This window comes from uncultured Oxalicibacterium sp. (assembly GCF_913776015.1).
Taxonomy (GTDB): domain Bacteria; phylum Pseudomonadota; class Gammaproteobacteria; order Burkholderiales; family Burkholderiaceae_D; genus Oxalicibacterium.
In genome coordinates this window covers 1-22,504 of the sequence record NZ_CAJYMD010000023.1, presented here as the reverse complement: position 1 = coordinate 22,504, position 22,504 = coordinate 1, and the positions used below count along the sequence as shown (strand labels likewise).

The 22,504-nt window shown below is 57.1% G+C and carries 20 protein-coding genes and 1 pseudogene; all 21 read left to right on the top strand.

The genetic code is table 11. The features are described 5' to 3' along the window. Nucleotides 1-12: 12 nt before the first annotated feature. Nucleotides 13-444 carry a DUF971 domain-containing protein gene (locus QZ725_RS03355; RefSeq protein ID WP_293776249.1) on the top strand — a complete coding sequence of 144 codons (432 nt, stop codon included), beginning with the start codon at nucleotides 13-15 and terminating at the stop codon, nucleotides 442-444. A 93-nt stretch (nucleotides 445-537) separates the two neighbouring features. After that, complete coding sequence (gene ubiE, locus QZ725_RS03350) at nucleotides 538-1,272, top strand: bifunctional demethylmenaquinone methyltransferase/2-methoxy-6-polyprenyl-1,4-benzoquinol methylase UbiE (RefSeq protein WP_293776248.1); 735 nt, start codon at nucleotides 538-540, stop codon at nucleotides 1,270-1,272. 8 nt (nucleotides 1,273-1,280) lie between these two features. Next, the gene (locus QZ725_RS03345) at nucleotides 1,281-2,237 is read left to right on the top strand and encodes a Tim44 domain-containing protein (RefSeq protein WP_293776247.1); all 957 of its coding nucleotides are present in this window, start codon (nucleotides 1,281-1,283) and stop codon (nucleotides 2,235-2,237) included. A 110-nt stretch (nucleotides 2,238-2,347) separates the two neighbouring features. After that, nucleotides 2,348-2,935, top strand: a complete 588-nt coding sequence (locus QZ725_RS03340; RefSeq protein ID WP_293776246.1) for an SCP2 sterol-binding domain-containing protein — start codon at nucleotides 2,348-2,350, stop codon at nucleotides 2,933-2,935. Then, a complete protein-coding gene (ubiB, locus tag QZ725_RS03335) occupies nucleotides 2,932-4,497 on the top strand; it encodes a ubiquinone biosynthesis regulatory protein kinase UbiB (RefSeq protein ID WP_293776245.1) in 1,566 nt (521 codons plus the stop codon). Before QZ725_RS03340 ends, ubiB begins: the two co-directional genes overlap by 4 nt. A 189-nt stretch (nucleotides 4,498-4,686) precedes the next feature. Continuing rightward, nucleotides 4,687-5,787 (top strand): ABC transporter ATP-binding protein, encoded by a 1,101-nt coding sequence (locus QZ725_RS03330; protein WP_293776244.1) that lies wholly within the window; start codon nucleotides 4,687-4,689, stop codon nucleotides 5,785-5,787. Continuing rightward, nucleotides 5,780-6,691, top strand: coding sequence for an ABC transporter permease (locus QZ725_RS03325; protein ID WP_293776241.1), 912 nt, complete (start codon nucleotides 5,780-5,782; stop codon nucleotides 6,689-6,691). Before QZ725_RS03330 ends, QZ725_RS03325 begins: the two co-directional genes overlap by 8 nt. Continuing rightward, on the top strand, nucleotides 6,684-7,463 hold the full coding sequence (locus QZ725_RS03320) for an ABC transporter permease (protein WP_293776240.1): 780 nt from the start codon (nucleotides 6,684-6,686) through the stop codon (nucleotides 7,461-7,463). The genes QZ725_RS03325 and QZ725_RS03320 overlap by 8 nt, the downstream gene beginning before the upstream one ends. 25 nt (nucleotides 7,464-7,488) lie before the next feature. Continuing rightward, a complete protein-coding gene (locus tag QZ725_RS03315) occupies nucleotides 7,489-8,550 on the top strand; it encodes a spermidine/putrescine ABC transporter substrate-binding protein (RefSeq protein ID WP_293776239.1) in 1,062 nt (353 codons plus the stop codon). Between the two features lie 198 nt (nucleotides 8,551-8,748). Beyond that, nucleotides 8,749-9,018: an FmdB family zinc ribbon protein gene (locus tag QZ725_RS03310; protein WP_293776237.1), complete on the top strand. Its 270-nt coding sequence runs from the start codon at nucleotides 8,749-8,751 to the stop codon at nucleotides 9,016-9,018. Nucleotides 9,019-9,037: 19 nt separating this feature from the next. After that, complete coding sequence (locus QZ725_RS03305; RefSeq protein WP_293776235.1) at nucleotides 9,038-9,682, top strand: DUF502 domain-containing protein; 645 nt, start codon at nucleotides 9,038-9,040, stop codon at nucleotides 9,680-9,682. Nucleotides 9,683-9,759: 77 nt separating this feature from the next. Then, nucleotides 9,760-11,565, top strand: coding sequence for an aspartate--tRNA ligase (aspS, locus tag QZ725_RS03300; protein ID WP_293776234.1), 1,806 nt, complete (start codon nucleotides 9,760-9,762; stop codon nucleotides 11,563-11,565). A 93-nt stretch (nucleotides 11,566-11,658) separates the two neighbouring features. Then, nucleotides 11,659-12,156, top strand: coding sequence for a dihydroneopterin triphosphate diphosphatase (gene nudB, locus QZ725_RS03295; protein ID WP_293776232.1), 498 nt, complete (start codon nucleotides 11,659-11,661; stop codon nucleotides 12,154-12,156). Nucleotides 12,157-12,315: 159 nt separating this feature from the next. Next, a complete protein-coding gene (locus QZ725_RS03290; RefSeq protein ID WP_293776231.1) occupies nucleotides 12,316-13,110 on the top strand; it encodes an endonuclease/exonuclease/phosphatase family protein in 795 nt (264 codons plus the stop codon). An 89-nt stretch (nucleotides 13,111-13,199) separates the two neighbouring features. Further along, the gene (locus QZ725_RS03285) at nucleotides 13,200-14,366 is read left to right on the top strand and encodes a phospholipase D-like domain-containing protein (RefSeq protein WP_293776230.1); all 1,167 of its coding nucleotides are present in this window, start codon (nucleotides 13,200-13,202) and stop codon (nucleotides 14,364-14,366) included. 155 nt (nucleotides 14,367-14,521) lie between these two features. Next, on the top strand, nucleotides 14,522-14,896 hold the full coding sequence (locus QZ725_RS03280) for an RNA-binding S4 domain-containing protein (RefSeq protein ID WP_293776227.1): 375 nt from the start codon (nucleotides 14,522-14,524) through the stop codon (nucleotides 14,894-14,896). Nucleotides 14,897-15,034: 138 nt separating this feature from the next. Next, nucleotides 15,035-16,825 carry an acyl-CoA dehydrogenase C-terminal domain-containing protein gene (locus QZ725_RS03275; protein ID WP_293776225.1) on the top strand — a complete coding sequence of 597 codons (1,791 nt, stop codon included), beginning with the start codon at nucleotides 15,035-15,037 and terminating at the stop codon, nucleotides 16,823-16,825. A gap of 93 nt (nucleotides 16,826-16,918) precedes the next feature. After that, nucleotides 16,919-19,315 carry a 3-hydroxyacyl-CoA dehydrogenase NAD-binding domain-containing protein gene (locus QZ725_RS03270; RefSeq protein ID WP_293776223.1) on the top strand — a complete coding sequence of 799 codons (2,397 nt, stop codon included), beginning with the start codon at nucleotides 16,919-16,921 and terminating at the stop codon, nucleotides 19,313-19,315. A gap of 188 nt (nucleotides 19,316-19,503) precedes the next feature. Beyond that, on the top strand, nucleotides 19,504-20,700 hold the full coding sequence (locus tag QZ725_RS03265; protein WP_293776221.1) for an acetyl-CoA C-acyltransferase: 1,197 nt from the start codon (nucleotides 19,504-19,506) through the stop codon (nucleotides 20,698-20,700). Nucleotides 20,701-20,979: 279 nt separating this feature from the next. Further along, a complete protein-coding gene (locus QZ725_RS03260; protein ID WP_293776220.1) occupies nucleotides 20,980-21,924 on the top strand; it encodes an ABC transporter substrate-binding protein in 945 nt (314 codons plus the stop codon). Between the two features lie 76 nt (nucleotides 21,925-22,000). Beyond that, nucleotides 22,001-22,504 (top strand): annotated as a pseudogene (locus QZ725_RS03255) (ABC transporter permease); the annotation flags it as partial.

Sequence of the window (22,504 nt, the reverse complement as noted above, 5' to 3'; positions counted from 1 at the left end):
CAGAGAGGAAACATGACCGGCCCCAGTTCCCATCCTGCTGCTCCCTTGCCTGTCGATATCAAGGTGCGTACGCAATCGCGCGTGCTTGAAATCGCCTTTGACGATGGCAAGGAGTTTTCGCTGCCTTTCGAATTCCTGCGCGTCTGTTCGCCATCGGCTGAAGTACGCGGTCATGGTCCGGGGCAGGAGACCTTGCAGACCGGCAAGCGCCATGTCGGCATCACGGCCGTCGAGCCGGTTGGCAATTACGGATTGAAACCGATCTTCGATGACGGCCATGACAGCGGCATTTATTCGTGGGAATACCTCTATCGCCTGGGCAAGGAACAGGTGCTGATGTGGGAGGATTATCTGCGTCGTTTGGAGGCCGCAGGCTTCACGCGTGAGAGCGGTCGCGATGCGCCAATGATGACCTCTGGCCCGACCGGTTGCAGCAGCCATTAAATTGTTTTGGAATATTTCCATTTTGGAAATTAATCTAACGTTTATTTCACGATTTTCTAACATCTGTATAATTCACATCCGAGCGCAAACGTCATGACAAATTCCACCCATTTCGGTTATCAAACCGTTGCAGAAGAAGAGAAGGTTCACAAGGTCGCCGAAGTGTTCCATTCGGTGGCGGCCAAGTACGACGTGATGAACGACTTCATGTCGGCTGGACTGCATCGGGTGTGGAAGGCGTTCACGATTGCCGAAGCAGGGATTCGTCCCGGCTTCAGGGTGCTCGACATTGCCGGTGGTACCGGTGATCTGGCCAAGGCATTTGCCAAGCAGGCTGGGCCGACTGGTGAGGTTTGGTTGACGGACATCAATGAATCGATGTTGCGCGTGGGGCGCGATCGGCTGTTGAACAAAGGCCTGGTCACCCCCACATCCTTGTGTGATGCGGAGAAATTGCCGTTTCCCGACAATTACTTCGATCGCGTCAGCGTGGCTTTTGGTTTGCGCAACATGACGCACAAGGATGTCGCGCTGGCAGAAATGCGGCGCGTGTTGAAACCCGGCGGGAAACTGCTGGTATTGGAATTTTCGAAGGTCTGGGAGCCACTCAAAAAGCCCTACGATCTTTACTCGTTTTCCGTGTTGCCGTGGTTGGGCAAGCGTGTGGCGAACGATGCAGAAAGCTACCGCTATCTGGCTGAATCGATCCGCATGCATCCCGATCAGGAGACGCTGAAGGCAATGATGCAGGAGGCTGGTCTCGACAGAGTCCGGTACTTCAATTTGACAGCCGGCGTGGCGGCACTGCACACCGGCATTAAACTCTAGGAGACAGCATGAAAAAATTACTGTTGGTAATGGCGGTTCTGGTCAGCTCGATGACCTTTGTCGCCACCGAAGTACAAGCCAAGCGCATGGGCGGTGGCGGTTCGTTCGGCAAACAGTCCCAAAGTTTCCAGCGTCCTGCGCCGGCTCAACAGTCGTCGTCTGCTGCGAATAGTGCACAACGTCCTGCTGCAGCCCCGGCTGCTGCTGGCGCAGGTGCTGCCGGTGCGGCTGCGGCCAAACCAAGCATGATGCGTAACATTCTCGGTGGCGCGTTGCTCGGCCTCGGTCTGGGCGCATTGCTGTCACACTTCGGTATCGGTGGCGCACTGGCAAGCATGATCAGCACCATTCTCATGATTGCTCTGTTCGCATTTGCCGCCATGTTCATCTACCGCATGATCAAGGCACGCAGCGGCAACAACGGCGCACAGCCTTCGTTCGCGAACGGCTATTCGGCCAAGTCGAGCACGCCTGAAATCGGTTCCGGCCTGAATGGCTACAACCAGCCGCAATCGGCACAACCAGCCGCCTTGCAAGGTGCGGCATTGGGCGGTGGCGCTGCTGTCGCAGCCGAAGTAGATGATCGCGTACCGGCCGATTTCGACGTCGAATCGTTCCTGCGCAATTCGAAAACCTACTTCATCCGTCTGCAGGCAGCGTGGGATCGTGCTGATGTACAGGACATCCGTGAATTCACGACCCCTGAAATGTTTGCCGAGCTGAAGATGCAACTGACCGAGCGTGGCGCGAGCGAAAACCATACTGATGTGGTGCAACTCAATGCCGAGTTTTATGGCGTGGAAACGGTCGGCAACGATTACATCGCCAGCGTGAAATTCTCGGGCCTGATCCGCGAATCGCAAGATACGCCGACCCAGCCTTTCACCGAAGCGTGGAATCTGTCGAAGCCGGTCAACGGCAATGGCGGTTGGGTGCTGGCAGGAATTCAGCAACTGCCGGAATGAAATACGTAGCGATCTGCGTTCGGTGAACGAGGGATCGCTGACAGCTTTGCGCTGCAAACTGTTAAACTTGAAGCCGCCTGTGAATGGTCACCGGCGGCTTCTTTTTTGCCATGACATCTTTCTCTCCTGCCATTCTTCCTTCCGCTGCCATCAATCATCTGCTTGCGCAGGAAGCATGGGCGCGCGCACGCCTCGCGCCGCATGCCGGCAAGGTCGCGGTGTTCGACGCGGGCGTAATGGCTTTGCGCCTGAAGGTGGCCGAAGACGGGCTGGTACAGATGACGGATGCAGAGGATGCGGCCAGCGTGACGATTCGCGTGCAATTGTCGGACCTGCCATTGATTCTGCAAAACCGCGAACGGGCCTTTTCCTACGTCCGTATTGAAGGCGATGCGGATTTTGCCAACGTCATTTCGCAAGTCAGCCAGTCGTTGCGCTGGGATGCAGAAGACGATCTGAGTCGCCTGCTTGGCGATATTGCCGCGCGTCGTGTGGTGCAGGGCGCGCACGGTGCATTGCGTGGCGTACAGGCGTTGCATCAATCCGTCACGGAAAACGTGGCTGAATATTTTCTGGAAGAGAATCCTCTTCTGGTCCGTCCGCGCGCTGTCGCGGACTTTACCCAGGACGTGACCCGGCTGCGCGACGATGTTGCGCGTCTGGCCAAGCGTATCGAAAAGCTCAAGGGCCATTCATGATGTGGAAATTTATGCGGGTTCTGAAGATCCTGCGCGTGGCGATTCGTTACGGCCTCGACGAGATTGTCATTTCCAGCCTCGCCATTGCACCCAAGGTGCGCATGCTGGATCGTTTCTGGTTCTGGCGCGACCTGTCGGCGCCGCGCGGCGTGCGCTTGCGCATGGCACTCGAAGAACTGGGACCAATTTTCGTCAAGTTCGGCCAGGTGTTGTCGACGCGACGCGATCTGATGCCGATGGATATTGCCGATGAGCTGGCGCGATTGCAGGATCGTGTACCGCCGTTCTCGTCGGACGTGGCGATTGCGCAGGTCGTCAAATCGCTGGGCGCGCATCCCGATGTACTGTTCGCACAGTTTGAACGCGAGCCGGTTGCCTCGGCCTCGATTGCGCAAGTGCATTTTGCGAAGCTGAAAAATGGGCGCGATGTCGCTGTCAAGGTACTCCGTCCCGGCATCAAGCGCTCGATCGATGAAGACGTGGCGCTCATGCACATTGTCGCCGACATGATCGAACGACTGTGGGCGGATGGCAAACGCCTGAAGCCCAAGGAAGTCGTTGCCGAGTTTGACAAGTATCTGCACGACGAACTCGATTTGATGCGTGAAGCCGCCAACGGCAGCCAGTTGCGCCGCAACTTTGCTTCTTCCGATCTGCTCGTGGTGCCCGAGATGTTCTGGGATTTTTGCTCCACCTCGGTCATCACGATGGAGCGCATGAATGGCATTCCGATCTCGCAAACCGAGCGTCTTATCGCCGCTGGTGTCGATCTCAAGAAACTGGCGCGCGATGGTGTCGAGATTTTCTTCACGCAAGTGTTCCGCGATGGCTTCTTCCATGCCGACATGCATCCGGGGAATATTCTGGTCTCGACCGACCCGGAAACGTTTGGTCGCTATATCGCGCTCGATTTCGGCATCGTCGGTACGCTGACCGATTTCGACAAGGATTACCTCGCGCAAAACTTCCTGGCCTTCTTCCGTCGTGATTACAAGCGCGTGGCCGAAGCACATATCGAGTCGGGTTGGGCGCCAAAGGAAACACGGGTCGATGAGTTGGAGTCTGCCGTGCGCGCTTGTTGCGAACCGATTTTTGATCGTCCGCTTTCCGAGATTTCATTTGGTCAGGTGTTGCTGCGGTTGTTCCAGACCTCGCGCCGTTTCAACGTCGAAGTGCAGCCGCAACTCGTGCTGCTGCAGAAAACCTTGCTCAACGTCGAAGGCTTGGGGCGTCAACTCGATCCCGAACTGGATTTGTGGAAAACCGCAAAGCCCTATCTCGAACGCTGGATGAACGATCAGCTTGGCTGGCGTGGCTTCATCGAAAACCTGAAAACCGAAGCACCGCGTTACAGCAAACTGCTGCCGCAGATGCCGCGCCTCGCACACCAGGCCTTGCTGCGTGCCGCGGAACAACCGCAGGCTGACAATGCGGAATTGCTCAAGCGCTTGCTGGAGGAGCAGAAGCGTACGAACCTGCTGCTGGGCGTCGGCATTTATTTCGGTGGCGGTCTGGTGGCAGGCGGCATGCTGGTGCTGGCCTTGTTCACGTTTGCAGGCTGATCGCTTACCGCTTTGATCTGTCTGAAGCGTGTCGGGCATTGTTTTCGCTTGGTGTGATGAAACGCTCAGGTATTCGCACAAGATCGGCGCAAATGTCTGGACGTGACTTTGCTACAATTGCCCGGTTTTCAAGCCCGGCCGCCAGGCCGGGTTTCCCATTCCATTCTTTGCACGTCTGCTCAGGACAAGATGGCGCTTCTCGAAATTCGTAACCTCAGCCGTCGTTTCGGCGATTACACGGCAGTCGATAACATTAGTCTCGGCATCGAGGCTGGTGAGTTCTTCACTCTGCTTGGTCCATCCGGCTGTGGCAAGACGACGCTGCTGCGCATGATCGCCGGTTTCGACATGCCGGATGCAGGGCAGATTCTGCTCGATGGGGTCGATCTGACCAATGTCGCGCCGGAACAGCGCCCCGTTCGCACGGTGTTCCAGAATTACGCCTTGTTCCCGCACATGACAGTGGCGCAGAACATCGCGTTTCCGCTCGAAATGGCAAAGACGCCCAAGTCCGCGATCAAGGGCAAGGTGGATGAGGCGCTGGAAGATGTGCGCCTGACCGGTTTCGGTGCGCGCTATCCGCATGAATTGTCGGGTGGTCAGCGCCAGCGCGTGTCGATTGCGCGCGCACTGGTCACGCATCCCAAGCTGTTGCTGCTTGATGAGCCGTTGTCGGCACTCGACGCGCAATTGCGTGAACAGATGCAGATCGAACTCATCAACCTGCAGAAGGAAGTCGGCATCACCTTCATCTACGTGACGCACGATCAGGCCGAAGCGCTGGCGCTGTCGCACCGTATTGCCGTCATGAACAAAGGCAAGGTCGAACAGCTCGACGAGCCGACGCGCATCTATAACTATCCGCAAAGTCGCTTCGTGGCCGACTTCATCGGTACCTGCAATCTCTTTGACGGCACTATCACGCAGATCGACGGCAATATGATGTGGCTGGATGTGCCGGGCATGGGTGCGGTCAAGGCGGCGACGGTGCAGGATGCGCGCGTCGGTGCCAAGGGCACGATCGCCTTGCGTCCTGAGAAGACGCGTATCAGCGATGAAATCGTGCGTGGTGTGCCCGAGGAAAATCACTTCGACGGGCAAGTCAGAGAGCTGCTCTACATGGGTGGCGTGACTGTCTACATCGTCGAAACCGATGGTGGCGTGCGTCTTGAAACCATGCTAGCCAATTCGGCCATCGGCCGCCCGCGCTTCTTCGAAGTCGGCGATACCGTCGATGTTGCTTGGCGTTTCGACGCCGGACATTTCATCGCTGCGCCCGCTCATGGCTGATACGGCCCTCAAATCCGCTGTACGCGGTTCTTCGCTGGCGCGCTGGCTGATCAGCGGGCCGCCGTTACTGTATCTGGTGGTGTTCTTTGCCGTGCCGACGCTCATCATGGCGTTTGCCGCATTTCGCTATCCGGGTGATTTCGGCGGGCTTGCGCCGGTATTCGATAGTGCCGGGCAACTGAACCTGACGCTTGAAACCATCGAGGCACTTTTCTCCAGCGGCATCTACTTTTCGATTTTTCTGAAGTCGCTGGTGTATGCATTGATCACCACCCTGGTGTGCATCGCCATGGCCTATCCGGTTGCCTTGCTGATTGCACGCAGCCCGAAGAAGTGGCGCAATCTGCTGGTGCTGCTGGTGATCTTGCCGTTCTGGAGCAACTTCCTGATCCGCATTTATGCTTGGATGATCATTCTCGGTCCGCAATCGGTTTTCACGCGTGGTCTCAATGCCGTGCTCGATGTCTTCGGCTTTGCGCCGGTAACGCTGCTCTACAGCGCCTTTGCCGTCATCATCGGGCTGGTCTATGTCCATCTGCCCTTCATGGTGTTGCCGCTTTATGCCAATCTCGAAAAGCATGACCCGGCATTTCTCGATGCCGCACAAGACCTTGGTGCTAACGCGTGGCAGCGTTTCTGGCGCGTGACGTTTCCGTTGTCGCTGCCCGGCGTGGTGGCGGGATCGGCGCTGGTTTTCATTCCAGCGCTGGGTATTTTTGCGGTGTCCGATATTCTCGGCGGTACCGACGGCATCATGATCGGCAACATCATCAAGCAGCAGTTCCTCGAATCGCGCGATTGGCCGTTCGGTAGTGTGCTGTCCATCATCCTGACCATCGTTGCACTGGGTGTTGCCGGTCTGGCAGCGTTGCTGGCGCGACCACGCAGGAGAGCGCATGACTAGAACGCCACGTCATTCGACCTTGCTGGTCGTCAGTGCAGTCCTTGTGTATGCGTTTCTGTATTTGCCACTCGCGATCGTGGTGATGTATTCGTTCAACGATTCACGCCTGAATGCAGAGTGGGTAGGCTTTACCTTCGACTGGTATCGCAAGCTGTTCGAGAATCAGGAAATGATTCAGGCCGCGATCAACTCGCTGATCATCGCAGTGGTTTCGAGTGCGGTCTCGACTGTGCTTGGCACCATGGCCGGTTTCGCGCTGCATCGTTACAAGATCCGCGCCTTGCAGATTCTGGTGCTGACGCCGATTGCGATTCCCGAGATTCTGGTCGGCGTGTCGCTGCTGATTTTCTTCGTCATGCTCAATCTCACTTTGGGCATGCTGTCGATCACGCTGGCGCACATTGCCTTCAGCATGGGCTTCGTTGCCATCGTCGTGCAATCGCGGCTTTCCGGCATGGATGAAAGCCTGACCGAGGCAGCGCGCGATTGTGGTGCCACGCCGTGGCAAGCGTTTCGTCGCGTGACGCTGCCGCTGATCATGCCGGGGGTGATGGCTGGCGCACTGATGGCTTTCACCCTGTCGATCGATGATTTTGTCATCACCTTCTTCACGGCGGGCGCCAACACGACGACGCTGCCATTGCAGATCTATTCGATGATCAAGATTGCCGTCACGCCGGAAGTCAACGCGATTTCGACCTTGCTGATGGGCTTGACGCTATGCCTGATCATCATTGCGTCCAAGCTGTCGCCGAACGCTTTCCGTTCCTGATCACGTTTTCCTGTCTGGATTCGCCATGAAAAAACTGTTCATCCTGCTCGCTTTTCTGATGTTGGGGACGGGTGCACAGGCGCAGGGCAAACTGCATCTGTACAACTGGAACAATTATCTAGCCGACGAGACCGCCAAGCGTTTCGAAGCGGCGTGCAAGTGCCAGATCGTGCAGAGCTACTACGGCGACAATGAAGAAATGCTGGCCAAGCTGGCGGCCGGTGCCAAAGGTTACGATTTGATCGTGCCGACCGGAAACGCGCTGCAATCGCTGATTCGCCAGAATGCCTTGCAGCCACTCGACAAGAAGTTGCTGCCGAATCTGAAAAACGTCAATCCGCGATTGATCGATACCGATTTCGACAAGGGCAACCAGTATTCCGTACCGTATGCCTACACCGTCACCTTGCTCGGCTACAACGAACAAAAGATGAAGGAGCTTGGCATCAAGGTCGATAGCTGGGCGGCGATTTTCGATCCCGCCATCCTCACCAAGATCAAGGGCAAGGTCACCGTGCTCGACTCGGCCAACGAGTTGATGGCTGCGGCCATGAAATATCTCGGCTATTCGATCAACGACACCGATGAAAAGAAATGGCAGGAAGCCAAGGACGTGATTCTGAAGGCCAAGCCGTATTGGGCAGCATTCAACGGTACGAGCTACATCAAGGGGCTGACCGTGGGCGACATCTGGCTGGTGCATGGTTATTCGAATGACATTTATCAGGCCGATGAAGATGCCAAGGCGGCGGGTCGCAAGTTCCGCATCCGTCATGCCTTGCCGAAGGAAGGCGCGGCCATGTCGCTGGACAGCCTCGTCATTCCCAAGGATGCGCCGCGTCCCGATCTGGCCCATCAGTTCATCAATTTTGTTCTCGATGGCAAGAATGGCGCAGAACTCAGTAACCTGATCGGCTCCGGCAGTCCAAACAAGGCGGCAATTCCCTTCATCAATCCGGAAATTGCCAAAAATCCAGCCATCTTTCCGGATGCGGAAGCCAGCGCCAAGCTGGAAATGCTGAAGGACCTGAACAGCAAGCAGCGCCGCACACTCAACCGTCTCTGGACCGAAATCCGCGTTCGTTGATTTCTATTCGTCGTGTCGCATTGGCGGATCAGGTTTTGGCCTGTGCTTTCGCCTTTGCGATCTTTTCACTGAGGCAATCTCATTGCGAACTGCCTGCCGGCTGTTGCATGTCTGTGCGAGTCACCTCAAAACCCCCGAAATCTCGCCTCAAAACCTTTATAATTCAGGGTTTTGTACGATTTTTGCAGGAAAAGTGCGATGCCGATCTACGCCTACCGTTGTGTTGAATGCGATTTTGCCAAGGATGTTTTGCAAAAAATGTCCGATCCGGCGCTGACCGAATGCCCCGCGTGTGGCAAGAGCAGCTTCCAGAAGCAATTGACGGCAGCCGGTTTTCAACTGAAGGGCACTGGTTGGTACGCCACCGATTTCAAGACCTCGGGTAGCAAGCCTGCGGCCGCTGCGGCACCTGCTTCTAGTGCCGGTGGCGATGCGCCGACCGCACCATCGTGTTCGTCCTGTTCCTGATTCCTTCTTCGCAATCATCATGCGCAAATACTTCATCACCGGTTTATTGATTCTGGTTCCCCTTGCGATCACGCTGTGGGTACTGAACCTGATCGTCAGCACCATGGACCAGTCGCTGCTGCTGTTGCCGGCGCGCTGGCAGCCGCAAGTCTTGTTCGGCTTTTCTATTCCGGGGCTGGGCACCATCCTGACGCTGGTCGTGATCTTCCTGACCGGTCTGGCGACGCGCAATTTCATCGGTAACAAGGTTGTGGCCCTGTGGGAAGCATTGCTGCGTCGCATCCCGATCTTCAACACTATCTATTCGAGCGTCAAGCAGGTGTCGGATACGCTGTTCTCGTCGTCGGGCAATGCTTTCCGCAAGGCGCTGCTGGTGCAGTACCCGCGTCAGGGTTCGTGGACGATTGCCTTCCTGACGGGGACGCCAGGTGGCGATGTGCGCAATCATCTGCAAGGCGATTACGTTAGCGTCTATGTGCCGACGACGCCGAACCCGACTTCGGGCTTCTTCCTGATGATGCCGACCGCCGATGTCATCGAGCTCGACATGTCGGTGGATGAGGCGCTCAAATACATCGTGTCGATGGGCGTGGTCACACCGGATACCTATGACAAGACGCGCATCATCGATCCGAAAAAGTCCGCGCCTGAATCGTTGTCCTGAGCCTGCAGAATTTATCGAATGTCCTTTTAGTGTCGCGCAGTTGGCGACCGATCCAAACCAAGAACCGGAAACACACCATGTCCATGCGAACCCAATACTGCGGCCTCACCACCGAGGCTCTGCTCGATCAAACCGTCAGCCTGTGCGGCTGGGTGCACCGTCGCCGCGATCACGGCGGCGTGATCTTCATCGATCTGCGCGATCGTGAAGGGCTGGTGCAGGTGGTGTGCGATCCGGATCGTGCCGATGTGTTCAAGACGGCAGAATCGGTACGTAACGAGTTCTGCCTGCGCATTACCGGCCTCGTGCGCAATCGTCCGGAAGGCACGACCAATGCTAACTTGAAATCGGGCAAGATCGAAGTGCTCGCGCATGAAGTCGAAGTGCTCAATGCTTCCGTCACGCCGCCGTTCCAGCTCGATGACGACAACCTGTCGGAAACCACGCGCCTGACGCATCGCGTTCTCGATTTGCGCCGTCCACAGATGCAGAACAATCTGCGCCTGCGTTATCGCGTCGCGATGGAAGTACGCAAGTTCCTCGACGAAAATGGTTTCATCGACATCGAAACGCCGATGCTGACCAAATCGACGCCGGAAGGTGCGCGCGATTATCTGGTGCCATCGCGTGTTAACGCCGGTAACTTCTTCGCCTTGCCGCAATCGCCGCAGTTGTTCAAGCAATTGCTGATGGTCGCCAACTTCGATCGTTACTATCAGATCACCAAGTGCTTCCGCGATGAAGACTTGCGCGCCGATCGCCAGCCTGAATTCACGCAGATCGACTGCGAAACCTCGTTCATGAGCGAGCAGGAAATTCGCGACATGTTCGAAGGCATGATTCGCCTCGTGTTCAAGAAAGTACTAGACGTCGAGTTGCCCGATCCATTCCCGGTGATGGATTATGCGACGGCGATGGGTCTCTACGGTTCGGACAAGCCGGACATGCGCGTCAAGCTGGCCTTCACCGAACTGACCGAAGTCATGAAAGATGTCGACTTCAAGGTGTTCTCTGCCGCAGCCAATATGGAAAACGGCCGCGTGGTCGCGTTGCGCGTACCTGGCGGCGGTGCGATGCCGCGGTCCGAGATCGATGCCTACACGCAGTTCGTCGCCATCTACGGCGCGAAAGGTCTGGCCTATATCAAGATCAATGAAAAGGCCAAGGGTCGCGATGGCTTGCAATCGCCAATCGTCAAGAACATCCACGATGCAGCGTTGACCAAGATCATCGAACTGACCGGCGCAGAAGACGGCGATCTGATCTTCTTCGGTGCCGACAAGGCAAAAGTCGTCAACGATGCGATCGGTGCATTGCGCGTGAAGATCGGTCACAGCGAATTCGGCAAGAAGAGCGGTCTGTTCGAAGATACCTGGCGTCCGCTGTGGGTCGTCGATTTCCCGATGTTCGAATTCGACGAAGAAAACCAGCGTTACACGGCGGTGCATCATCCGTTCACGGCACCCAAGGATGGTCACGAAGACATGATGGAATCCGATCCGGGCAAGTGCATCGCCAAGGCTTACGACATGGTCCTGAATGGCTGGGAACTGGGTGGCGGTTCGGTGCGTATTCACCGTGCCGAGGTGCAGAGCAAGGTGTTCCGTGCGCTCAAGATCAATGCGGAAGAAGCACAACTCAAGTTTGGCTTCCTGTTGGATGCCCTCCAATACGGCGCGCCACCGCACGGCGGTCTCGCGTTCGGTCTCGATCGTATCGTGACGATGATGACGGGCGCCGAATCGATCCGCGACGTGATTGCGTTCCCGAAAACTCAGCGTGCGCAATGCTTGCTGACGCAAGCACCGTCGGAAGTCGATGAGAAGCAATTGCGCGAATTGCATATCCGTTTGCGTAACGTCGAGCCAGCCATCAAGGCCTGAGTCAATTTTGCGGCATAATCGAAAGGCGCGGTTGATCCGCGCCTTTTTTTCGTCTGAATTTCTTCCGAATTCCTTTCAATACCCGCGCACGCCATGACGCAGATTTACAAGATTCCCGAATCCGTCCTCGTCGTCATCCATACGGATGACATGCAAGTGCTGTTGCTCGAACGCGCCGATCGTCCCGGCTTCTGGCAATCGGTCACCGGTTCGAAGGATACGCCGGAAGAGTCGCTGCACGAGACGGCCGTGCGCGAGGTGCAGGAGGAAACCGGTATCGTGGTTGCTGCGTCCGGCAGTCCGCTGGTCACGGCGCACATGGTGGCAGCGGATTGCCTGTGCGACTGGCACCTGTCGAATGTCTACGAAATCTATCCCGTTTGGCGTCATCGCTATGCGCCGGGTGTGACGCGCAATACCGAGCACGTGTTTGGCTTGCGTGTGCCGCGAGCCACTCCGGTGCGGCTGGCGCCGCGTGAGCATCTGAACATGGTGTGGCTGCCGTATCGCGAGGCAGCCGATCGTTGTTTCTCGGCATCCAATGCCGAAGCCATCCTGCAATTGCCGGCACATCGCCAGACGGGGGCTTGAAAATACCGTTGCCGGCTACCAACTGAACAGCGATGTGAGCGAACGAACGGAAGCGCCTGGCATTCTTTGCCATGATGAAACTCTGGAAATGGCGCGGACCACTGTGTCGAGTATGCGTGTGTCCGTGTCGAAAAGCAGTCGAACCGGATGACCTCGAACATGAAATTGCGCATCACGACCTATAACATCCATAAAGGTGTTTCTTCCTTCGGTGCCCGCCCGCGCATTCATGCGCTCAAGCAGGCGATCAACAGCATGCAGTCCGACGTACTGTTTCTGCAGGAAGTGCAGGGGCGGCACGATCTGCATGCGCTCAAGCATGCGTCGGATTGGCCGGAGCTGTCGCAGCAGGATTTCCTGGCTGGTGACTCCCACCACTGCGCCTACGGCATGAATGCGGTGTATGACCACGGTCATCATGGCAACGCATTGCTGAGTTGTTACCCCATCCTTTCCTCGAACAACCGCAATATTTCAGACCATAAATACGAGTCGCGTGGCATCCTGCATTGCGTATTGCAGGCGCCGGACGCCAACGTCCATTGCTACGTCATTCACCTCGGCTTGTTTGCCGGCAGCCGCAAGCGCCAGAACGAAGCGCTGATCGATGCCGTCACATCGACCGCGCCCCCCGATGCGCCGGTCATCATCGCCGGTGACTTCAATGACTGGAGCAATCAGCTCAGCGATGAGTTGCGGGCACGACTGGGTGTGGTCGAAGTATTCGACGAAAATCTGTCGCGCCGCGGGTTCGGCACTTACCTGCGCCAGTTGAGTGGTCGAGGCAGCAAGATTCAGCCGGCGCGCACCTTTCCTGCAGCCATGCCTTTCCTGCAACTTGATCGCATCTACGTGCGCGGTTTCAAGGTGGAGTCGGCTGAAGTGCTGCACGGACGCATGTGGGCAAAATTGTCGGATCACGCCCCCATCGTCGCTTCGTTGGCACTCAAGTAAATCCCGGTCATTCGCTGCTGCCGGCGGCTTTGTGCCAGAATGCCGGCACACCCGCCAAGGGCTTTCCTGCAGCGATATCTTTCCTGCCTATGCGCCAAGTCAGCTTTACCGATCAAAACGCGATCCAGCTTCTGCACTGTGGTGCGGAGTATTTCCCCGCGTTGATCGAGGCATTCGACGCGGCCCAGAACGAAATCTATTTCGAGACTTACATCTTTGCCGAAGACGACACGGCGGAGCGCATCAAGGCCGCACTCGGCCGCGCGGCAGCACGTGGCGTGATCGTCAATGTGATTACGGACTGGGTCGGTACCGGCAATACGCAGGCCAACGCCTTGCAGCGCGATTTCGAGGCGCTCGGCGTTGCGCATTACAGTTTCAACCCGTGGTTCCGGCGCGGCATTGCACGCATGCATCGCAAGCTGTGCGTGGTTGATCGCGTGGTGGCGTTTCTGGGCGGTTTGAACATCGTCGATGACATGCACGATGACGACGATGCGCACATCAGTCTGCCGGCTCCGCGTTGGGATTTTGGCGTGCGGATTCACGGGCCACTGGTTGCGACGATTCACTGGGAAATGGCGGTGCACTGGGCGCAATTGGGCAGTCTGAGTTGGCGTACACGCTGGGCGACGTTCAAGGAGCAGCGGCGCGAGCACGGTTCGCATGGCCGTGAGCCGATGATTGCGGGGCTGGTGATTCGCGACAATCTGCGTAATCGCCGCACCATCCAGCATGCCTATCTGCACGCGCTGGGTAGTGCGCGGCATTCGGCCATGCTGGCCAATCCTTATTTCGCACCAGGGCGCAAGATGCGTAACGGCCTGATTCAAGCGGCGCAGCGTGGTGTGCAAGTGACCTTGTTGCTGGGCGCGGGGCAATACCGTTTTCAGGATGTCATCGCACGCTCGTTTTACCCGGGGTTACTGAAAGCCGGTGTGCGCATCGTCGAATATCGCAAGACGCAGTTGCACGGCAAGGTAGCGGTGGTCGATGATAGTTGGGCTACTGTGGGATCGAGCAACGTCGATGGCTTCAGCCTGTTCGTCAATCAGGAAGCGAATGTGGTGGTGATCGATGCGACGTTCGCCTGCAACTTGCGCCGTCATATCGAGCAGGGCGTCGCAGAAGGCGTACCGATGAGCATGGCGGACTTTGACAGTATTCCGCGTTACAAGCGCATCGCCTATCGCGTCGCCTATTTCATCTACAAGAATTTGATGCGCGTGATTACGTGGGGCAAATCTGCCGAGTAGGGGCGCAGCATGCAAAACCTCGTCTGCTATCGTAAGCCATCAGAACGACGTGGGCGCGTCATGCACGTGATCGGTGCGGATCACGTCACCAAGCTATTTGGTGCGGGTTTTTCCACCTCGTTACAATAAGATTTTTGCACGATGGAATAGCGAAGATGGAACAGCTTCGTATCGACAAATGGTTATGGGCGGCACGCTTTTTCAAGACGCGTTCGCTGGCAACGGATGCCGTCGAACGTGGCAAGGTCCGCATTGCGGGCGAGCGCGTGAAGCCGGCACGGGTGGCGCGCTTGGGAGAGATCGTGCAGGTCGATAACGGTTCGACCGAATGGGAAGTGGTGGTGCGTGCACTTTCCGGAGTACGCGGTCCGGCCGAGAAGGCACGTTTGCTGTATGAAGAAACGGCTGAAAGCATCGCAGCGCGCGAGCGCGAGGCAGAACGCCGCCGCCTGTTTCGCGAGCCGGGCGTGGAGATCAAGGGCCGCCCCACCAAACGCGATCGGCGCTTGCTGGATCGCGCTACCGAATAAAGAACTTTCGACATGATGCCGGGTCCGCCCACGAATACGGATGGATCAGTTAGTATTGAACGCACAATGGAGCAAGTGTCGCGGCGAGACCGCGGCTAAAACTGCAGCAACAACAAAAATCAGAGTCTGGAGGCAGTCATGGGTCAATACAATGCACCTTTGCGCGACATGCAATTCGTTCTGCATGAATTGCTGCAGGTTTCCGATGAACTCAAGCAACTACCGAAATATGCAGAGGTTGATGCCGAGATCATCAATCAGGTACTTGAAGAAGGTGCCAAGTTCACCTCCGACATCCTGTTTCCACTCAACCATGTTGGCGACCGCGAAGGCTGCAAGCTCGATACGGCAACACACGAAGTAACGCCACCCAAGGGCTTCAAGGAAGCCTACGACCAATATGTCGCTGCTGGCTGGCCTGCCTTGTCGGCCGATCCCGAATTCGGTGGCCAGGGTTTGCCAACCGTGTTGCAGACGGTCTTCCTTGAAATGCTCAATTCGGCCAATCAGGCATGGACCATGTATCCGGGGCTGTCGCACGGGGCGTACGAATGCCTGCACAAGCATGGCACAGACGAGCAAAAGGCGCTGTATCTGCCGAAGCTGGTTTCCGGCGAGTGGACCGGAACCATGTGCCTGACCGAAGCGCATTGCGGCACCGATCTCGGCTTGCTGCGCACCAAGGCCGAGCCGCAGGCTGATGGTTCCTACAAGCTCACCGGCAGCAAGATTTTCATTTCCGCCGGCGAGCACAACATGGTGCCCAATATCGTGCATTTGGTGCTGGCAAGATTGCCGGATGCCCCGGCAGGCACGCATGGCATTTCGCTGTTCCTCGTCCCCAAGTTTTTACCGAATGCCGATGGCACGCCGGGTGAACGCAATCCGATTTTTTGCGGTGCGCTCGAAGAAAAAATGGGCATCCACGGCAATGCGACGTGCCAGATGAATCTCGATGGCGCATGGGGCTGGTTGATCGGCGAGCCGAACAAGGGGCTCAATGCCATGTTCGTGATGATGAATGCGGCACGTCTCGGCGTCGGCGTGCAATCGCTGGGCCTGACCGAGGTGGCGTATCAGAACGCCGTGGTCTACGCAAAGGATCGCCTGCAAATGCGTAGCCTGACCGGCCCCAAGGCGACTGATAAGCCGGCCGATCCCATCATCGTGCATCCCGATGTGCGTCGCATGCTGCTGACGGCGAAAGCCTATGCCGAAGGTGGTCGCGCCTTCAGTTCGTATGTCGCGTTGCAGATCGATCGCGAACTCAACCATCCCGATGAAAAAGTGCGCGCAGAGGCGGCCGATGAAGTCGCCTTGCTGACGCCGATCATCAAGGCATTTCTGACTGACAACGGCTGGATTGCGACGTCCGAATCGCTGCAGGTCTATGGCGGCCACGGCTACATTGCCGAGTGGGGCATGGAGCAGTACGTGCGCGATGCGCGCATCAACATGATCTACGAAGGCACGAATACGATTCAGTCGCTCGATCTGCTGGGCCGCAAGATTCTGCTGGATAACGGCGTCAAGCTGCGCAAACTCGGCGAAAAGATTCGCAGTTATGTCGAAGACAACGGTCTCGACGAATCACTGTCCGAATTCATTACGCCACTGGCCGATCTGGCTGCGAAGGTGGAAAAGCTGACGGCAGAAATCGGAATGAAAGCCATGCGCAATCCTGATGAAGTCGGTGCGGCTGCCGTACCGTATCTGCGCGTGGTCGGCCATCTGATCTATGCCTATCTGTTTGCCCGCATGGCCAAGATTGCGCTGGAAAAACAGAATGACGATCCGAAGTTCTACCAGGCCAAGCTGGTGACGGCGCGTTTCTATTTTGCGCGCCTGCTGCCGGAAACCGCAATGCTGATCCGTCAGGCACGTGCCGGTTCGGATAGCCTGATGGCGCTGGATGCCGAACTGTTCTGATCACGAACGCATGGTCGGTCGCACACGATGTTGCCTACCGACTAAAGGAAAAACACAATACGGCAGGTTGCCCTTTGTCTTGAAAGGTCTTGCATGAGCAATTTCATTGTGAGGAAAGTCGCGGTATTGGGCGCAGGTGTGATGGGCGCCCAGATTGCCGCGCATTGCGTGAACGCCAAAGTCCCGGTCATCCTGTTCGATTTGCCGGCGAAAGAGGGCGACAAGAATGGCGTCGTGTTGCGCGCTATCGAGAATCTGCGCAAGCTCAATCCCGCGCCGTTGGGCGTGCCGGAACTGGCTTCGCAGATCGAAGTTGGTAATTACGAAGACGACCTGGAACGTTTGCGCGAGTGCGACCTGATCATCGAGGCGATTGCCGAGCGCATGGACTGGAAGCACGATCTGTACAAGAAAGTCGCGCCGTACATCGATGCGCGCGCCATCTTCGCCACCAACACCTCTGGTTTGTCGATCACGGCATTGTCGCAGGGGCTGCAGGGTTTCGACGCCGATTTGAAATCGCGTTTCTGTGGCGTGCACTTCTTCAATCCGCCACGCTACATGCATCTGGTGGAGCTGATTCCAACGGCGGATACGCGTGCCGAGATTCTCGACCAGCTCGAAGCTTTCCTGACGACGACGCTTGGCAAGGGCGTGGTACGCGCCTTCGATACGCCCAACTTCATCGCCAATCGTGTTGGCATCTTCGGCATGCTGGCGACCATCATCGAAGCCGAGAAATTTGGTCTGACCGTCGATGTGGTCGATGACCTGACGGGCAGCAAACTCGGCCGTGCCAAATCGGGCACTTTCCGTACCGCGGATGTGGTGGGCCTCGATACGATGTCGCACGTCATCAAGACCATGCAGGACACGCTGCAGGACGATCCCTTCTATGACGTGTACCGCACGCCGGCGCTGGTGGGCAAGCTGATCGAAGGCGGCGCGTTCGGACAGAAAAGCGGCGCGGGTTTCTACAAGAAAGTCGGCAAGGATATTCTGCGGATCGATCCTTCGACGGCAGACTACGTACCGAGCGGTGCCAAGGCAGATGATTTCGTCGCACGCGTGCTGAAGGAAAAAGACCCGGCCAAGCGCATGAAGGCGTTGCATGATTCAAGCAATCCGCAGGCGCAATTCCTGTGGGCGATCTTCCGCGACATGTTCCACTACATCGCCGTGCATCTGGAAACGGTCGCTGACAACGCGCGCGAAATCGATTTCGCCATGCGCTGGGGCTATGGCTGGAGCATGGGCCCGTTCGAAATCTGGCAGGCGGCAGGCTGGTCGCAAATTGCCAACTGGATCAAGGACGATATTGAAGCCGGCAACGCGCTCAGCCGCGAGCCTTTGCCGGCATGGGTATTCGATGGCCGCAATGGCGTGCATGTCGAGGATGGTTCGTGGTCGCCTGCGCAACGCAAGGTGATTCCGCGTTCGAGTTTGCCGGTCTATGCAAGGCAGGCTTTCCGCGCAGGTGTGTTCGGCGATCATGCGATCGGTGGCGCTGCGGCCGGTACCACGGTCTTCGAAGACGAGTCGGTACGTCTCTGGCATCAGGACGATGGCGTATTGGTGCTGTCGTTCAAGACCAAGATGCATGTCATCGGCCCCGGTGTGACGGCGGGTATCCAGCGTGCCATCGCCGAAGCGGAAGCCAATTATCAGGGACTGGTGATCTGGCATGCCGATGCCGCCGAAGGCGGAGCGTTCTCGGCCGGTGCCGATCTGCAATCGATGCTGCCGCTGTTCATGTCGGGCGGTACCAAGGCCGTCGAGCCGGAAGTCGTCAAGTTGCAGCAGGCACATCAGGCGCTCAAATATGCGAATGTGCCGGTGGTCGCTGCGGTGGCTGGGCTGGCGCTCGGCGGCGGTTGTGAATTGCTGATGCATGCGGCACGACGTGTCGCATCGGTCGAGTCATATATTGGTCTGGTCGAAGTCGGCGTGGGCTTGATCCCGGCCGGTGGCGGACTGAAGGAAATCACAGGGCGCGCTGCCGAGGCTGCCAAGGGCAACGATATCCTGCAGTTCATGAAACAGACCTACATGCATGCGGCGACGGCTGCCGTTTCGCGTTCGGCCATCGAAGCGCAAAGCATGGGGTATCTGAAGAGCGACGACATCATCGTGTTCAATCCCTACGAACTGTTGCATGTGGCGCGCACACAGGTTCGTGCCATGCACGAAGCCGGGTACCGCGCACCACGCCGCACGCTGATTCCGGTGATCGGCCGTTATGGCATTGCGACGATTGGCGCGCAACTGATCAATATGCGTGATGGCGGTTTCATCTCAGCGCATGACTACAAGCTGGGCATGATGATCGCGGAGATTGTCAGCGGTGGCGATCTCGACGCTGGCAGTCTGGTCGATGAACAATGGCTGCTGGATCGTGAGCGCAAGGCGTTCATGGAGTTGCTTGATCATCCGAAGACGCAAGAGCGGATCATGGGGATGATGCAAACCGGCAAACCCGTGCGGAATTAAGGGCCATAAAGCTACTGCGCGAACTAATTTCGACGCTGTGATGCTCGCCGTACTCAAGTACGGTTGCGCTTCTCGCGCCGACCTTGATCCGCTCGCTACGCTTTCTCGCCCCTTCCATAACGGTTTGTTGTGTCTGAATAATTAAATATCGAGACATGGCGAGAACATATTCCTATCAGGAGTAAGAGATGAGTAAACAAGTTCAGGATGCCTACATCGTCGCCGCGACGCGTACACCGATTGGCAAGGCGCCACGTGGGATGTTTCGCAATACGCGGCCCGACGATTTGCTGGTGCGGGTGCTGCAATCGGCCTTATCGCAGGTGCCATCGCTTGATCCCGATGTGATCGAGGATGCGATTGTCGGCTGTTCGTTTCCCGAGGCCGAACAGGGTCTGAACATGGCGCGCATGAGCGTGCTGTTGGCGGGATTGCCGAATACGGTAGGCGGTGTGACGGTCAATCGGTATTGCGCTTCGGGCTTGACGGCGCTGGCGATGGCGGCCGACCGGATTCGCGTCGGCGAGGCCGATGCGATCATCGCAGCGGGGGCCGAGTCGATGTCGATGGTACCGATGATGGGCCATCATCCGTCGATGAACATGGGGATCTTCAAGGATGAAAATATCGGCATGGCCTATGGCATGGGGCTGACTGCCGAGAAAGTTGCCACGCAATGGAAAGTCTCGCGCGAGGCACAGGATACGTTTGCGCTGAATTCGCACCTGAAGGCGCTGGCAGCGCAGCAGGCTGGCTACTTTAATGACGAAATGACTGAAGTGGAGATTGTGGGTCGGACGCCGGATTTGAAAAGTGGCGAGATCGATCTGTCCACGCGCATCGTCAAGCTTGATGAAGGCGCACGTGCCGACACGAGTCTGGAAGTCTTGGGCAAACTCAAACCGGTGTTTTCACCCAAGGGATCGGTCACGGCGGGCAATAGTTCGCAGACATCGGACGGCGCAGGTGCGCTGATCGTGGTCAGCGAAAAGATTCTCAAGCAGTTCAACCTCACGCCATTAGCGCGTTTTGTTTCCTTCTCGGTGCGTGGCGTGCCACCGGAAATCATGGGCATCGGTCCGCGTGAAGCCATTCCGGCGGCACTGAAGGCTGCCGGCCTCACGCAAGATCAGATGGACTGGATCGAACTCAACGAAGCTTTTGCGGCACAAGCACTGGCCGTGATTCAAGACTTGCATCTCGATCCCGTCAAGGTCAATCCGATGGGCGGTGCCATCGCGCTCGGCCATCCGCTTGGTGCAACCGGTGCGATCCGTTCTGCAACGGTCGTGCATGCCTTGCGTCGCAATAATCTCAAGTACGGCATGGTCACGATGTGCGTCGGCACAGGCATGGGGGCTGCCGGAATCTTCGAACGCATGTAGCTGCTTTCCGCTTCCTGCAAAGCCGCATCGCTGCAAAGTGATGCGGCTTTTTTCTTTGCACGACATATCGCGCACTCACGTGGTGCGTGCTTGCACCTGGATGAGATGTTCACAACAAATCGGGACAAATCCGCAATTGATATGACGATTCTTTCCGGAATCTGACATGGCACGGACCTTGCGATACCCCTCATAACTTGTACACAAGTTGGTGTTCTTCAAGAACGAGGGTGATTGCATCGCTCCTCTAATCGTCGGCTTCACTGAAAGGAATTCGCCATGACTACTCGCAGACATTTCGTTGCCACCATGATCGCCGCTTCGCTCGCCGTTGGCGGTATATCGTCGGCGCTTGCCGCCGATCAGATCATCAAGGTCGGTACGCTCAAGCTGATGCATGGCATCACGCCATACTTCTACGACAAATTCACGCCGCCCGGCTACAAGATCGAAGTGATTCCCTTCGAAACGCCGACTGATGGCAAGAATGCGGTGGTGACGAAGTCGGTCGATTTCGGTACCTACGGTTTGGCGGCGGCGACGCTGGGTGCAGCCGCTGGCGAGCCTGTCGTGATCGTGGCGGCGCAGTGCAATCGCGGCATGGCGGTGGTGGCGCGTGCCGATAGCGGCATCGATTCGATCAAGGGTTTGAAAGGCAAGCGTGTCGGCATCCTGCCGGGTTCGACGCAGGAAGTCGTGATTCTCGATCGACTGAAACAGGAAGGTATGACCGTCAAGGACATCACGCCAGTACGCGTGTCGTTCAGCGAGATGGCATCGGCACTTGAACGTGGCGACGTCGATGCCTATGTCGGTGCCGAACCCGGCCCGTCAATCAGCGTGGGCAAAGGCATCGGCAAGATCGTCGAATATCCGTATACAACGCCGACCGGTACCGTCAACATGGTCATGACCACGCATGCCGATACGGTCAAGACCAAGCCCGAACTGATCAAGGTCTTCCTCAAGATTCATCAGCAGGCCACGGAATACGTGATGGCCAATCGTGCCGCGTTTGTCGATATGTCGGTGCAGAAACTGGGCTTGCCGGCCAAGACCGCCGAACTGGCAGCGCCGAATGTGGAACTGACCTGGAAGCTGGACGATGACTGGACCAAGCGTGCCAAGTACTACGGCTCGCAAATGCTGGACAAGAAGCAGATTCGTCGCTTGCCTGACTACGATGCCTTCATCAATGCCAGCTTCGTCAAGCAGATCAAGTAAGGCGCTTGAATAAGACGTAGATCGTACGCAGGCATCAATCAGGTAACCGCATCATTGTTTGAAGGAAGGAATCGTCATGGAACAGGCTGCACTGACGATGAAGGAGGGCAAGGCCGGCAAGGCGTGGCATCCCGCGCGCTTTGTCACGCCGTTGATCGTGCCACTACTGTTGCTAGTGGCATGGGATCTCGCGGTGCGTGCCACCGGTACACAACTGATTCCATCGCCGAAAGAGGTCGGATGGATGTTGTGGGATTTCGCATTTGGCGGTGTCTATGACGATGCCTTCAGCGAAACCCTGTGGCTGCATTTATGGAAGTCGGTTACGCGGGTCTACGGCGGATTCTTCGCTGCCGCATGCGTCGGTATTCCGCTCGGTCTGCTGATCGGTCGCATCAAGATCATCCGCGAATTACTTGATCCGACACTGCAACTGTTGCGGCCCGTACCGGTGACGGCATGGTTGCCGTTGTCGATGATTTTTTTCGGCATCGGCCCCAATGCAGCGATCTTCCTGGTGTTTCTCGGTGCGTTCTATCCGATTGTCTTCAATACGATCTTTGGCGTGAAGTCGGTCGAT